Source organism: Serratia sp. CY38905 (assembly GCF_052168875.1).
GTDB classification, from domain to species: Bacteria; Pseudomonadota; Gammaproteobacteria; order Enterobacterales; family Enterobacteriaceae; genus Serratia; species Serratia sarumanii.
Genome location: NZ_JBJNLV010000001.1, coordinates 328,576 through 341,260, shown reverse-complemented (window position 1 = coordinate 341,260; position 12,685 = coordinate 328,576). Strand labels below are relative to the sequence as shown.

Here is a 12,685-nt window from a genome sequence, read left to right as displayed (position 1 = left end):
GGCGTTAACGCCCTTGCCACCATCCCCACAGCGTAATGAGTAGCCACGCTGCCGCAATCCAGCACAGTACCGCCGCCCCCAGAGCCAACGACAGCCGCAGACTGTTGATCAGGAAATACAGCGAGATCAAATACACCAGGTAGGGTAGCACCGCCCACATGCCAAAAATCAGCGTGGTTTTCAGCGCCGCAATGGAACGCTCGTTGCCGACAATGTAATGCGCAATCAGGGCGAAAGTGGGAAAGAGCGGGACTAAACCGGCGATATAATAGTTGCGCGTTTTGGCCAACAGGCCGATCAGAACCACGACCAGCGCGCCGATCAGCGCTTTGACAAGGATGGCCATAACGGTCTCGGATGTGGGGGAAAGTCAACACACTGCCCGAAAGCACGTGCAAGATCAATGGGGTGTGGCGTAGCGCGGTGAAAAGCAGACCCACAAGAAGTGCGGGTCTGGGATGCAACGCTTACTGACGGTAAGCGTGCTTGATTTGCTGAATGCTGTTCTTGAAGATTTCCGCCTGGGTAGGATCTTCAATCTGGGCGATGAAACGTTCCATGTTGATGATGACTTTCCCGGCGTCGGCCTGGCCGATCGACTTCAAGATCAGCGTCAGCGTAGCTTTGAGGCAGGCAACCTCGGTCGCCAAGATTTCCGGGTTTGCAGACGTAGTGAAATCAACGTTGCTCATTTTCTCTCCTGATTTTTTGAGGCCGTAGCCTGATACAAGCTGCTTTGGCGCACCGCGCGCGGGCTAAACGTTGCCCCGCGCGCAGCGGCGAATTTAACTGGGCGCGGAGTATAGCATAGCATGCGTCCGTCATCTGCACCGGGCTTGCTCCGGTCATGCGGGTGGGCAACGTTCGCTCATTGCCATGCTGAATCATCCGCTGTCGGCCAGTTATTTCGAGGTGGTTAACAAGTATTTGTCCGGCACGTTATTGTTGAACAATGGGGGGGATTATAATTATTTGGGCGGGGAACACCGATTTTACCGGCGTTTGCCGGGAATAATAGTTTCGAACGCGGGTTGCCAAACCCACGTTGGCGGCGGATTTCGTTACGCCTTTAAATATCAAATGATTACAAACAGCCAATGGCCGTGTTAATATTATGCATGTCGCGATTGCTTACACAGATTTCTCACGCGCAACATGATTGTCGCGCTATCCTGTGTTTGGTGCAGCGCCGCGCAATTATTTTCGTCGTCCGATCTTTTCCAACGTGACGATTTATCGGCGGCATAGACGGCTAAAATTGAAAAATCAGCTCTGCTCCGCAAAGTTATTCGAAAGTATGTATTAATCTGTGTTCATTCTTGTCTGAAAAACAAGTAATATCTCTGGCGAAAACAGAGGCCGATTGCGTTACTCCCTTTTTTTGGAGATTTTTCCTTGATTAGCGTTCTTCTTGTTGATGACCACGAACTGGTGCGCGCAGGGATACGACGCATTCTTGAAGATATCAAAGGTATAAAAGTTGTCGGTGAGGCTCAGTGCGGTGAAGACGCCGTAAAATGGTGCCGTGGCAACGCTGTCGATATCGTGCTGATGGACATGAATATGCCGGGCATTGGCGGGCTGGAAGCCACGCGCAAGATTGTGCGTTATGCACCCGACGTCAAAGTCATCATGTTGACCATCCATACTGAAAATCCTTTGCCCGCGAAGGTGATGCAGGCGGGTGCCGCCGGTTACCTGAGCAAGGGCGCCGCGCCGCAGGAAGTGATTAACGCCTTGCGTTCCGTGCATGCGGGGCAGCGCTATATCGCGTCTGATATCGCCCAGCAGATGGCCCTGAGTCAGCTGGAGCCGCAGGCTGAAACGCCGTTCAGTTGCCTGTCTGAACGCGAGTTACAGATCATGTTGATGATCACCAAAGGCAAAAAGGTGAATGAGATCTCGGAGCAACTGAGTCTCAGCCCGAAAACGGTGAACAGCTACCGTTACCGCATGTTCAGCAAACTGAATATCAGCGGCGACGTCGAATTGACTCACCTGGCCATCCGACATGGATTGTTCAATGCGGAGACGTTGTTAAGCAGTGAATGACCGTTTTGATGCCAAAGCCTTCCTGAGTACCGTCACTAGCCAGCCCGGCGTCTACCGTATGTACGACGCCACGGGTACGGTGATCTACGTCGGTAAAGCCAAAGACCTGAAAAAGCGTCTCGCCAGCTATTTTCGGCAGCAGGTCAGTAGCCGTAAAACCGAGACGCTGGTTAAAAATATCGCGCAAATAGACGTAACGGTTACCCACACCGAAACGGAAGCGCTGCTGTTGGAACATAACTACATTAAATTGTACCAACCGCGATATAATGTTCTTTTGCGAGACGATAAATCTTACCCGCTGATTTTTCTCAGTGCGGATACCCATCCCCGTTTGGCGGTGCATCGCGGCGCCAAACACGCCAAGGGCGAATATTTCGGGCCTTTTCCCAACTCTTACGCCGTACGCGAAACGCTGGCGCTACTGCAGAAGCTGTTCCCGATCCGCCAGTGCGAAAACAGCGTATATCGCAACCGGTCGCGCCCGTGCCTGCAGTATCAGATCGGCCGCTGTCTGGGGCCTTGTGTTGCCGGCCTGGTGAGCGAAGAAGAATACCGGCAGCAGGTGGACTACGTACGGCTGTTTCTTTCGGGCAAAGATCAGCAGGTATTGCACCAGCTGATTGCGCGTATGGAAGAAGCCAGCAAACTGCTTAATTTCGAAGAGGCGGCGCGCATTCGCGATCAAATTCAGGCCGTGCGCCGCGTCACTGAGCGGCAGTTCGTGTCGGGCGACAGCGACGATCTGGACGTGATCGGCGTGGCGTTCGATGCCGGTATGGCGTGCCTGCACGTGCTGTTCATCCGTCAGGGCAAGGTGCTGGGCAGCCGCAGTTATTTCCCTAAAGTGCCGGGCGGCACGGATATGGGCGAAGTGGTGCAGACCTTTGTCGGTCAGTTCTATCTGCAGGGCAGCCAAGCGCGCACGCTGCCCGGTGAGATCCTGCTGGATTTCAGCCTGCCGGAAAAAGACCTGCTCGCGGAGTCGCTCTCCGAGTTGGCGGGGCGCAAGATCCAAATTCAAAGCAAACCGCGCGGCGACCGCGCCCGTTATCTGAAGCTGGCGCGTACCAACGCGGCAACGGCGTTGACCACCAAGCTTTCGCAACAGTCGACTATTCATCAGCGGCTGGCGGAATTGGCCAAGGTGCTGAACCTGACTGAAATCAACCGCATGGAGTGCTTCGATATCAGCCACACTATGGGCGAACAGACCGTGGCTTCGTGCGTGGTGTTCGACGGTAACGGCCCGGTGCGAGCGGAGTATCGGCGCTACAATATCAGCGGCATCACTCCCGGCGATGACTACGCGGCGATGACGCAGGTGCTGAAGCGCCGTTACGGCAAGGCGCTGGAAGAGAAAAAGATCCCGGATGTCATCTTTATCGACGGCGGTAAAGGGCAGCTCGGCATGGCGATCGACGTCTTCAAATCGCTGAACGTTACCTGGGACAAGAATAAGCCGCTGCTGATTGGCATCGCCAAAGGCGCCGATCGCAAGGCCGGATTGGAAACGTTGTTCTTCGTGCCGGAAGGCGAGGGGATTTCGCTGCCGCCGGATTCGCCGGCGCTGCATGTGATCCAACACATCCGCGACGATTCGCACAATCATGCGATTACCGGCCACCGGCAGAGAAGGGCGAAAGTCAGAAATACCAGCGCATTGGAGCTGATTGAAGGCGTAGGGCCGAAACGGCGCCAGGTGCTGTTGAAGTATATGGGCGGACTGCAACCTTTGTTGAACGCCAGCGTGGAGGAAATTGCAAAAGTGCCGGGTATTTCACAAGCATTGGCAGAAAAGATCTACAATGCATTGAAACACTGAGGGCAATGTAGCAACATACTCTTAATTTCCACTCTAGCCAGATAGTTACCGTAGCATTATGCAATTGAATATACCGACTTGGCTTACCCTGTTTCGCGTAGTTCTGATCCCATTCTTTGTGCTGGCGTTTTATCTGCCGTTCAACTGGGCTCCGATGGTTTGCGCCGTTATCTTTGTGTTCGCCGCCGTCACCGACTGGTTTGACGGCTTTCTGGCACGCCGCTGGAAACAAACGACGCGCTTCGGGGCGTTTTTGGATCCGGTCGCGGACAAAGTGATGGTGGCGGTGGCGCTGGTGCTGGTGGCGGAGCACTACCACAGCTGGTGGATCACGCTGCCGGCGGCCACCATGATCGCCCGTGAAATCATCATTTCGTCGCTGCGCGAGTGGATGGCGGAAATTGGCAAGCGCAGCAGCGTGGCGGTATCCTGGATCGGCAAAGTGAAAACCATGGCGCAGATGATGTCGCTGGTGGGTTTGCTGTGGCGGCCGGATCGCTCCGTAGAGTATGTGGCGATTGGCTTGCTGTATATCGCGGCGGTGCTGACTTTCTGGTCGATGTTCCAATATTTGAAAGCGGCGCGCAACGATCTGCTGGAACCGTGATCGATACGCTGCAAAAATCGGCAAACGATCGTGATGAGCCAACAATTTTATTGACTCATCACGTCAGGCAAGTAGAATGCATCGCATCAGACGACAACGATGAATTGCCGAAAGATAGCAAATAAATCAGTCAGTTCTGGTAATGCGGGAATAGCTCAGTTGGTAGAGCGCAACCTTGCCAAGGTTGAGGTCGCGAGTTCGAGCCTCGTTTCCCGCTCCAAACATTAGCCTGTTGAATCCCCGTGATTCGGCAGGTAAGCGAAAAGGGGCTTTGGGCCCTTTTTCGTTTTCTATTCCTTTGCCGTCCGGTGAAACCCTTCTTCATCCTGCTACCTCGATTATTGCCACTATATCTGCTGTCGTTTTCATACCCCAGGATGCATCCGTTGCATGGTGCAATCAGGCACATTTGATTGGGCGCCGTACGGTGCACAATCTGACGTCAGTCTCCAGCCTTGCAGTTGCGTTGGCCGTTCGGGGCAGCGGCACCGGAGATTCATGATAATGTTATGCCTGATATCCCATCACCATAAGCAAGTGAAAAGCCGCAGAGGGCGCGGGTAAGCGATTCCTGCTGAGAAAAAAGATCCGATTTGCCCGTGAATCCCTGAACCGATGCATATAAAATCAACATTTCGCTTGCCTTTCCGTTGGCATTGTGAACAGTGCGCCCACAAAATAAGCAGTTGAAAGCGTTAGAGAACTTTTTGCTATTTCGGGGGGTTGCCAAGGTGGGGGGTTTAGTCCATAATGCAGTCCATCGATTCGGCGGTAACGAAATAAATTACTTAAGAATCAGATGATTAAGATAAGCGATTTCAACATCGCCGATCAAAAGAACAAAACGAAGTGGGTGAATCACCGGCTTTGGCCTGAAAAGGCAAACAGAATAAAGGCGCGTTAACAAAGCGGTTATGTAGCGGATTGCAAATCCGTCCAGTCCGGTTCGACTCCGGAACGCGCCTCCAACTTTCCCGAGCCCGGGTGGTGAAATCGGTAGACACAAGGGATTTAAAATCCCTCGGCTTATGGCTGTGCGGGTTCAAGTCCCGCCCCGGGTACCAGGGAACGAAAATACCGAATAATCAAAGCAATAAGTAGTAATGTCGTAGACCGCCGAGAGGCGGTTTTTTTGTGCCTGAAATTCGCGTTACACCTGTATTCTTCCCTTTTTTGTCATACCCCATGCCCATGGATTGTCATCCTGCTTGCAGGGAGCCCCGCAGGGCTCCGCAGTACCAATTATAAGAAACCGAACGCCGCAGCGAGGATCCAGCCGAAGACGCAGGAGACGCTAACACCGATCAGGCCGGGCAGAATAAAGCTGTGGTTGATCACGAAGCGGCCGATGCGGGTGGTGCCGGAGCGGTCGAACTGGATTGCCGCCAGATCGCTGGGATAGGTTGGCAGAATGTAATAGCCGTAGCAGGCCGGCGCCGAAGCGACGATATAGGCCGGGTTGACGCCGATCGCCAGCGCCACCGGCACCAGTGCCGCCAGCGCGGCGGCCTGCGAGTTGACGAATTTCGACACCAGCAGCAGGATCAGCGCATAGGCCCAGGGGTACTCTTTCACCAGCACGCCCAGCGTGGCTTCGATCTGCGCCAGGTGCGCGCCGAACATGGTTTCCGCCATCCAGGCGACGCCATACACCGCCACAATGGCGATCATGCCGGAGCGGAACACTTCGTTTTTAGAGATAGACGCCGGGTTGGTGCGGGTGATGATGACGATCAGCGCCCCGGCCATCAACATGCACATCTGGATCACCAGGACCATGGAGAGCGGCTTGCCGCCAAAGCTGGGCCGCAGCTCGGAAAATGCCCCCAGCACCGCCACCAGGGCGATGGTAGCGAGGAAAATCCACATGGCGATCCAGTTGCTGCGCGGCAGCACCCGGTCCAGCAAGGTGGCAGCATCGCCATAGACGTAGCGATGGTTCTCCGGCACCGAGATGAATTTCTGGAACTCCGGATCTTTGTCCAGGTCTTTGCCGCGGAACCAGCTGAAGATGCCGATCGCCAGAATGCCGCACAGGGTGGAAGGAATGGTGATCGACAGCAGATCGAGGAATTCCAGATGGCGGCCATTGAAGGTATAGCTGCTGAGCATCGCCACCAGTGAAACGACCGCTACCGAAACCGGGCTGGCGATAATGCCCATCTGCGCGCCGATCGAACTGGCCGCCATCGGCCGTTCCGGGCGGATGTTATTTTTGATCGCCACGTCATAAATGATCGGCAAGATGGTGTACACCACGTGCCCGGTGCCGCACAGAATAGTGAGAATGCAGGTCACGAACGGTGCGATGATCGAGACGTAACGTGGGTTGCGCCGCAGCATCCGTTCGGCGATTTGCAGCATCACGTCCAGCCCGCCAGAGGCCTGCAGGGTGGCGGAGGCCGCCACCACCGCGATGATCACCAGCATTACGTCTACCGGTGGTTTGCCGGGCTGCAGGTGAAAGCCGAACACCAGGATCATCAACCCGATACCGCCCAGTAACCCCAGCGCAATGCCGCCCTTGCGCGCCCCATACAGCAGGCATGCCAATATAACCGCTAATTGCAGAAAGAAATCCATGATAGATACGCCTTAATAATGTTGAACTTAACTGCGTTCAGTTTCCGGCGGCGGTTACAACAGAAAGTTGTTTTAAATCTAAAGGCGCTAAAAAACTGTGGTTATTAACGCTAAAGAGTGATGGTGCTCACACTCAGTGAATCAAGGGGGAAGAAGCCACCAGCACGAAAAAGCAAGCCAACAGGTCAGACCTCTACTATATGAGAGGTTTACTGATCCGAGGAGAAAACCATGGACCCGACAAAAATGACCGGGCTGGCGCTGTTACAGGCTGCAATGGCCGGCAAGATCCCAGCGGCCTCGATCGCTGAAACCGTGCCCATGAAGCCGGTTGCGGTGGAAGAAGGGTATATCCGCATCGTGGCGCGGGCAGACGGGCGCCATCTGAATCCGCTGGGTGGCGTACATGGCGGCTTTGCCGCCACGGTATTGGACTCGGTGACCGGTTGCGCGGTGCACAGTACGCTGGGCGCAGGCGTAGGTTACGGCACCGTCGATCTGCAGGTAAAAATGCTGCGCCCTGTGCCGAAGGAGAGTGACCTGATCGCCGAGGGGCGTCTGGTCTATGCGGCGAAGCACGTCGCTTTCGCTGAAGGCACGCTCAAAACGGCGGAAGGGAAGCTGCTGGCTTCGGCAACCGCCACTTGTTTTATCATTCGCCCCACCGAACAAGCACCGCAATAACCTGCTCGTTATCGGGCTTCGGGCTATCAACCCGAGGCCCGATGCATTTCTCTTCGGCTACATAGATTGCTACGCTACGATGACAGGCGCGATACGCCATTGTGGTCTAGTATTCTTGGGTAAAAATTTATCGGAGTGATTATGCAGCCGTATAAAGAGGTTGAGTTTGATCATGAGCTTTGTCTGGCGATCGGCAAAGCCGTATTAGACGTGGTGGCGCAGGGGGAGGAAACCAGCGCTCCGGCGGTGATGAACGCGATTGAGCGGTCGGTGGAACAGGGGTTGAATGACGACGAAACGGCCATCGCCGACGACGCCCTGGATTTGATGGCTCGTCTCGTCCACGGCTTCAGCTTCATAAATCTAGCGGATGAAGAGGATACTTCCCATGCATTGGTTGAATTTCAAACGCTACAAGAGTGACGTTGCCAAACAGGCCGTGCCGCCGCATTTGAATGCGGCTGAATTTGCGCGGCATTACGCCGACAAGCCGCAAGCCGATACGGAAGAGTATCTTTCGCTGAGCGGGGAGATGTGCTGGGATGCGGTGGTGCTGTGCGCCCACCGTTCAGGCGCGCTCAGCAAGGCGAAATACAAGCAGCTGTGGCAGACGGTGTTCGATAAGCAATACAAACATTTCGTCAGCCCGGACGATACCGAGATCCGCACCATGGCCGATATGTTGCGCGCGCCGCAGGGATGTTTTATCGGCATATTTTCCCTGCGTGACGCGACGGCGCCCCGTTTGCTGCATGCCATGATCGGCACCGGTGCAGGCTTTGCCGCCGGCAATAAAAATCTTTGCATCGGCGTGGGGGGCGCGGTCGGCTGGGAAAATCTCAATCTGGCGCGCGATCTGCGCTGGCAGCCGGAAGGCGGTTTTTTACGCCAGGGTGACAACGAAGTGCTGCGCATTTTTTACCGGCCTTTCCCCGCCTGAGCCGGTTCGCCCGCTTTTAGAGTAAAAAAACCGCCGTCTGGCGGTTTTTTGTTGGCGGGTATCCCCCTTATTTGAACCCGCCGTTGCGAATGAACTCGAGACCGGCGGCGGTGATCCGCGTTTGATGCGGGTCGATATCATAGTTGTTCTCGTCGATGTCGCTCATCACATAGGCCTGTATCAGGCCCTTGGTTTTGAGATAGGCGAAGGGATCGGCGAAGGCGTGCGGGCTGGTGGCGTCTTGTTTCCACAGTTCATAGGTTTTTTCATCCAGCGTGCCGGGGTGATTGGCGGCCAGCCGGGTCAGGATCTGATTGTAGAACGCATAGTCGGTCATGATGCGGTCCTCTTTATCGCGAGCGACAGTCTCGGAAAATGGCGGTAAGGTCTTTCAATCATAGCCGATGTTTTCCGCCGTCGGCATGGGGTTAGCCGCGTTGGCTTTCAATCCAGTGGAACAGACGTGAAATGCTCAAGGTGATATCACCGATGTTGAAGAGTGCGCCAAGCCACAGGGCGAGCATAACCAGGATGCCGATGATGATGGAAAGGTCCATCGTGCTCATGATTATGTTCTTCATTAATAAAGGTGTGCGGCAAAGCGTGCCATCAATCCCGCTTGCCATAAAATGCGCTGCGCATTATTCCGTTTGAAATCAAAGTAAAAAAGCCACCCAAACGGGTGGCCTTTGTGTTTTCGCGCCGATCAATCCAGCTTGGGATGCTGGTCGATCAGGATCTGCTTTTTCTTTTCCAATTCGGCGATCTGCGCGTTGATGTCCTCGACTTTCTGTTCGATGTTGTCGTAGGTCTCCTGCAGCAGCTCTTTCGCTTCTGAGCGATCCGAAGCGGCCGGCGTCGCGCCGCGCAGCGGCTTGTTGGCGGTTTCTTTCATGTACAGACCGGTGATAAGACCGATCACCGCCACAACCATCAGGTAGTAGGCCGGCATGTACAGGTTGCCGGTCGCTTCGACCAGCCAAGCGGCGGCGGTCGGCGTCGCACCGGCGATCAGCACTGAAATGTTGAACGAAATCGCCAGCGCGCTGTAACGGATGTGCGTCGGGAACATCGCCGGCAGAATCGAGGCCATCACCCCGGTGAAGGAGTTGAGCAGCACCGCCAGCACCAGCAGACCGACGAAGATCAGGCCAATCACGTTGCTGTTGATCAGAATGAAGCACGGGATCGCCAGCGCCAACAGGCCGATGCTGCCGCCGATAATGAACGGCTTACGGCCGATGCGGTCGCTGGTCAGGCCGATTACCGGCTGTACGAACAGCATGCCGATCATGATGGCGATGATGATCAGAACGCCGTGATCTTCCGAGTAGTGCAGGTTATGCGACAGGTAGCTCGGCATGTAGGTCAGCAGCATGTAATAGGTCACGTTGGTGGAGATGACGATACCGACGCACACCAGCAAACTTTTCCAGTGTTTGGCCGCGATCTCTTTGAACGAGGTTTTCGGCGGATTTTCGATGGCGTTGCGGTCATCTTTTTCCATCTTGTCCACGTGCTGCTGGAACGCCGGGGTTTCTTCCAGCGCATGGCGCAGATAGAGACCGATCAGGCCCAGCGGTGCGGCGATGAAGAACGGGATACGCCAGCCCCAGTCGAGGAAGTTGGCTTCGCCGACGATGCTGGAGATCAGCACCACCACGCCTGCACCCATCACAAAGCCGGCGATGGAGCCGAAGTCTAACCAGCTACCCATAAAACCGCGTTTGCGATCCGGCGAGTATTCGGCGACGAAGATTGCCGCACCGGAATATTCACCGCCGACGGAGAAGCCCTGCGCCAGTTTGGCCAGCAGCAGCAGGATCGGCGCCCAGATGCCGATCGACGCATAGGACGGGATCAGGCCGATACAGAAGGTGCTGACCGCCATAATGATAATGGTGATCGAGAGCACTTTCTGGCGACCGAACTTGTCGCCCATGGCGCCGAAGAACAGGCCGCCGAGCGGACGCACCAGGAAGGGCACGGAGAAGGTCGCCAGCGCGGCGATCATTTGCACGCCGGGAGAGGCGCCTGGGAAGAAGACCTGGCCAAGCGCATAGGCGACAAAGCCGTATACGCCGAAGTCGAACCACTCCATCGCGTTGCCCAGGGCCGCCGCGGTGATCGCCTTCTTGAGTTTGCTGTCATCGATGATGGTGATGTCGTTAATGTGCATCGGTTTATGTCGTTTTTTTCTTAACTTCATATAATCATCCCTTAATGAATTATTCGTTGTTCGTGAAAGCGTAATCTCCGTTCACTGTTGTTTTCGAGTTATCAAATCGGCTAATCGAATCGCGGTTCAAGACGATTCATTATCCACATTTAAGTTGGGATGTGGATCACAAAATATCGTCGTTTATACCAAGGTTATGTCATTTAGGTGACTAATTATTTTGCATCTATAGCTTAACGTTATATCTTGCGCCGATCAAATCCAGCAGTTTAACTTAAGTGTTTGCACCGATTTGGTGCGAGAATGGTCTAATAATTGTGCGATTTGACGGTTTTTCGTCTGATTAGGAATGTTTGAAGTATAGAGAGTACGGGAGATAAAACAGGAAAAATTGATGTGTTCACCGCTAAAAAATCACCTGGCCGGAGGATGGCCAGGCTGTTTGGTTTAGGGTGCCGACGAACCGCCGAATTCCAGATAAATTTTCGCCAGGTTCTGGTACTGCGCGAAGCGGTTCTCGTCCACCGCCAGTTCCGCCTGACGGCGCTGCTCCTGAGCATTTAGCCAGTCGGTAATGGTGACGGCGCCCTGCCGGTAACGCACCTCGTTCAGCCGCTCCGATTTGCGCGCCAATGCCAGCGAGGCCTGCAGCTGCTTCTCTTGCGCCCGCAGCTGTGCGCGCAGCGACAGGGCGTTATTCACATCGCCCATCGCCTTGTACAGCGCCTGCCTGAACTCCAGCACCTGCTGTTCGTAGTCGTTACGGGCGATCTTGATATCCACCCCCATTTGCCGCCATTGCAGGAACGGCAGCGTCAGGCTGGCACCGAGGCTGCCCGTCGGGTTGCGCAGGAACTCCAGCAGCGCGCTGCTGCTGGCGCCCAGCGAACCGGTCAGGCTGAACGCGGGATAGTACTGCAGACGTTTCTCGTCGACGTTGGCCAGGGCGGCGCGCAACCGCAGCTCTTTGGCGCTGAGATCCGGGCGCCGGCTCAAGACGCTGGCGGGAATGCCGGTGTTGATCTGCGGCATCGCCGTCGTCGGCAGGCGTGCGGGCGCTATGGTGGCCTGGCCTGAAGGCGCGCCCAGCAGCACCGCCTGTTCGTTCAACGCCTGTTGACGCTCGTGTTGCAGCGTCAGCAGCCGGCTTTCCTGCGTCAGCACGTTCTGTTCCGCGTTCACCACGTCCAGCGCCGAGATGCTGCCGGCCCGGTAGCGGGCGTTGGCCAGCCGCAGCGTCTGTTTGGCGTAGGCGATGCTCGCCTGGCTGACGCCGATCTGCTGATTGAGGAAGCCGATGCGCCAGTAATTCGTGGCGGCGTTGGCCAGCAGCGTCAGGCGCGCCGTCTGCAGATCCTGCGCGGAAGCCTGGCTGGCCCACTCGGCGGCATCGCGCTGGCGCGCCAGTTTGCCCCAAAGGTCGACTTCATAGCTCGTAGAGAGCGTCGCGCCGCTGGTTTTATTCCAGGCGGAGGACTCCGACAGCGGGCGATTGATGCCGCTGTTCAACGAGGCGTTGACGTCGGGGGCGGTGCTGATGCCGACGCGTTCCGCCTCGAGCCGCGCACGGTAGACGCGCAGCACGGCGACGGCCAGATCGTTGTTGCTGGCCATCACCTGTTGCAGCCAGCGATCGAGCTCGGGATCGTGGAAATCGCGCCAGTCGAACGGCGTCGGCGCGGCATTGTCGGCGGCGTGCTGCCAGCTCGTCGGATAGTTGACCTGCGGCGCCCGGTAGTCGCTTTTCAGGGCATTGCCGCAGCCGGCGGTGAGCAGGGCGGCGAGGCTTAACGCCAGGGGAGATAAAATTTTCAT

General features: G+C 55.8%; 13 protein-coding genes and 3 tRNA genes. 9 read left to right on the top strand and 7 right to left on the bottom strand.

The window, feature by feature from the left end:
- Nucleotides 1-4: 4 nt before the first annotated feature.
- Both ACJ8MK_RS01855 and ACJ8MK_RS01850 read right to left on the bottom strand, forming a co-directional pair.
- The gene (locus ACJ8MK_RS01855) at nt 5-346 is read right to left on the bottom strand and encodes a GlpM family protein (RefSeq protein WP_033637958.1); all 342 of its coding nucleotides are present in this window, start codon (nt 344-346) and stop codon (nt 5-7) included.
- 121 nt (nt 347-467) lie between these two features.
- A complete protein-coding gene (locus ACJ8MK_RS01850; RefSeq protein ID WP_004927950.1) occupies nt 468-692 on the bottom strand; it encodes a DUF2594 family protein in 225 nt (74 codons plus the stop codon).
- Nucleotides 693-1,395: 703 nt separating this feature from the next.
- Here ACJ8MK_RS01850 and uvrY point away from each other — a divergent pair.
- From uvrY to ACJ8MK_RS01820, 6 genes are all read left to right on the top strand, one after another.
- On the top strand, nt 1,396-2,052 hold the full coding sequence (gene uvrY, locus ACJ8MK_RS01845; protein WP_004927947.1) for a UvrY/SirA/GacA family response regulator transcription factor: 657 nt from the start codon (nt 1,396-1,398) through the stop codon (nt 2,050-2,052).
- Complete coding sequence (uvrC, locus tag ACJ8MK_RS01840) at nt 2,045-3,877, top strand: excinuclease ABC subunit UvrC (RefSeq protein WP_033637959.1); 1,833 nt, start codon at nt 2,045-2,047, stop codon at nt 3,875-3,877. The genes uvrY and uvrC overlap by 8 nt, the downstream gene beginning before the upstream one ends.
- Nucleotides 3,878-3,935: 58 nt before the next feature.
- Nucleotides 3,936-4,484: a CDP-diacylglycerol--glycerol-3-phosphate 3-phosphatidyltransferase gene (gene pgsA, locus ACJ8MK_RS01835; protein ID WP_033637960.1), complete on the top strand. Its 549-nt coding sequence runs from the start codon at nt 3,936-3,938 to the stop codon at nt 4,482-4,484.
- Between the two features lie 144 nt (nt 4,485-4,628).
- Nucleotides 4,629-4,704 (top strand) — tRNA-Gly (locus tag ACJ8MK_RS01830).
- 674 nt (nt 4,705-5,378) lie between these two features.
- A tRNA-Cys gene (locus ACJ8MK_RS01825) sits at nt 5,379-5,452 on the top strand.
- Between the two features lie 10 nt (nt 5,453-5,462).
- A tRNA-Leu gene (locus tag ACJ8MK_RS01820) sits at nt 5,463-5,548 on the top strand.
- 178 nt (nt 5,549-5,726) lie between these two features.
- Here the strand turns inward: ACJ8MK_RS01820 and ACJ8MK_RS01815 are convergent.
- Nucleotides 5,727-7,067: an anaerobic C4-dicarboxylate transporter gene (locus ACJ8MK_RS01815; protein ID WP_033646470.1), complete on the bottom strand. Its 1,341-nt coding sequence runs from the start codon at nt 7,065-7,067 to the stop codon at nt 5,727-5,729.
- Between the two features lie 231 nt (nt 7,068-7,298).
- Between ACJ8MK_RS01815 and ACJ8MK_RS01810 the strand changes: the two genes are divergently transcribed.
- From ACJ8MK_RS01810 to ACJ8MK_RS01800, 3 genes are all read left to right on the top strand, one after another.
- On the top strand, nt 7,299-7,751 hold the full coding sequence (locus ACJ8MK_RS01810; protein ID WP_074026547.1) for a PaaI family thioesterase: 453 nt from the start codon (nt 7,299-7,301) through the stop codon (nt 7,749-7,751).
- Between the two features lie 141 nt (nt 7,752-7,892).
- Complete coding sequence (locus ACJ8MK_RS01805; RefSeq protein WP_033638003.1) at nt 7,893-8,174, top strand: hypothetical protein; 282 nt, start codon at nt 7,893-7,895, stop codon at nt 8,172-8,174.
- Nucleotides 8,140-8,691, top strand: coding sequence for a hypothetical protein (locus ACJ8MK_RS01800; RefSeq protein WP_033638004.1), 552 nt, complete (start codon nt 8,140-8,142; stop codon nt 8,689-8,691). Before ACJ8MK_RS01805 ends, ACJ8MK_RS01800 begins: the two co-directional genes overlap by 35 nt.
- A gap of 67 nt (nt 8,692-8,758) precedes the next feature.
- On the opposite strand, the gene ACJ8MK_RS01795 is transcribed toward ACJ8MK_RS01800, so the two are convergent.
- From ACJ8MK_RS01795 to ACJ8MK_RS01780, 4 genes are all read right to left on the bottom strand, one after another.
- Nucleotides 8,759-9,028 carry a hypothetical protein gene (locus ACJ8MK_RS01795; RefSeq protein ID WP_033646469.1) on the bottom strand — a complete coding sequence of 90 codons (270 nt, stop codon included), beginning with the start codon at nt 9,026-9,028 and terminating at the stop codon, nt 8,759-8,761.
- Between the two features lie 91 nt (nt 9,029-9,119).
- Entirely contained in the window at nt 9,120-9,257 is a 138-nt protein-coding gene (locus tag ACJ8MK_RS01790; protein WP_162062229.1) for a hypothetical protein, read from the bottom strand.
- A gap of 140 nt (nt 9,258-9,397) precedes the next feature.
- A complete protein-coding gene (gene proP, locus ACJ8MK_RS01785; protein WP_033638006.1) occupies nt 9,398-10,900 on the bottom strand; it encodes a glycine betaine/L-proline transporter ProP in 1,503 nt (500 codons plus the stop codon).
- A 417-nt stretch (nt 10,901-11,317) separates the two neighbouring features.
- Entirely contained in the window at nt 11,318-12,685 is a 1,368-nt protein-coding gene (locus tag ACJ8MK_RS01780) for a TolC family protein (RefSeq protein ID WP_442517455.1), read from the bottom strand.

Coding starts and splice junctions, on each gene's coding strand:
- pgsA (WP_033637960.1), top strand. CDS start 3,936: ATGCAATTGAATATACCGACTTGGCTTACCCTGTTTCGCGTAGTTCTG.
- ACJ8MK_RS01790 (WP_162062229.1), bottom strand. CDS start 9,257: ATGAGCACGATGGACCTTTCCATCATCATCGGCATCCTGGTTATGCTC.
- proP (WP_033638006.1), bottom strand. CDS start 10,900: ATGAAGTTAAGAAAAAAACGACATAAACCGATGCACATTAACGACATC.
- ACJ8MK_RS01810 (WP_074026547.1), top strand. CDS start 7,299: ATGGACCCGACAAAAATGACCGGGCTGGCGCTGTTACAGGCTGCAATG.
- ACJ8MK_RS01800 (WP_033638004.1), top strand. CDS start 8,140: ATGCATTGGTTGAATTTCAAACGCTACAAGAGTGACGTTGCCAAACAG.
- ACJ8MK_RS01850 (WP_004927950.1), bottom strand. CDS start 692: ATGAGCAACGTTGATTTCACTACGTCTGCAAACCCGGAAATCTTGGCG.
- ACJ8MK_RS01805 (WP_033638003.1), top strand. CDS start 7,893: ATGCAGCCGTATAAAGAGGTTGAGTTTGATCATGAGCTTTGTCTGGCG.
- ACJ8MK_RS01855 (WP_033637958.1), bottom strand. CDS start 346: ATGGCCATCCTTGTCAAAGCGCTGATCGGCGCGCTGGTCGTGGTTCTG.
- ACJ8MK_RS01795 (WP_033646469.1), bottom strand. CDS start 9,028: ATGACCGACTATGCGTTCTACAATCAGATCCTGACCCGGCTGGCCGCC.
- ACJ8MK_RS01815 (WP_033646470.1), bottom strand. CDS start 7,067: ATGGATTTCTTTCTGCAATTAGCGGTTATATTGGCATGCCTGCTGTAT.
- ACJ8MK_RS01780 (WP_442517455.1), bottom strand. CDS start 12,685: ATGAAAATTTTATCTCCCCTGGCGTTAAGCCTCGCCGCCCTGCTCACC.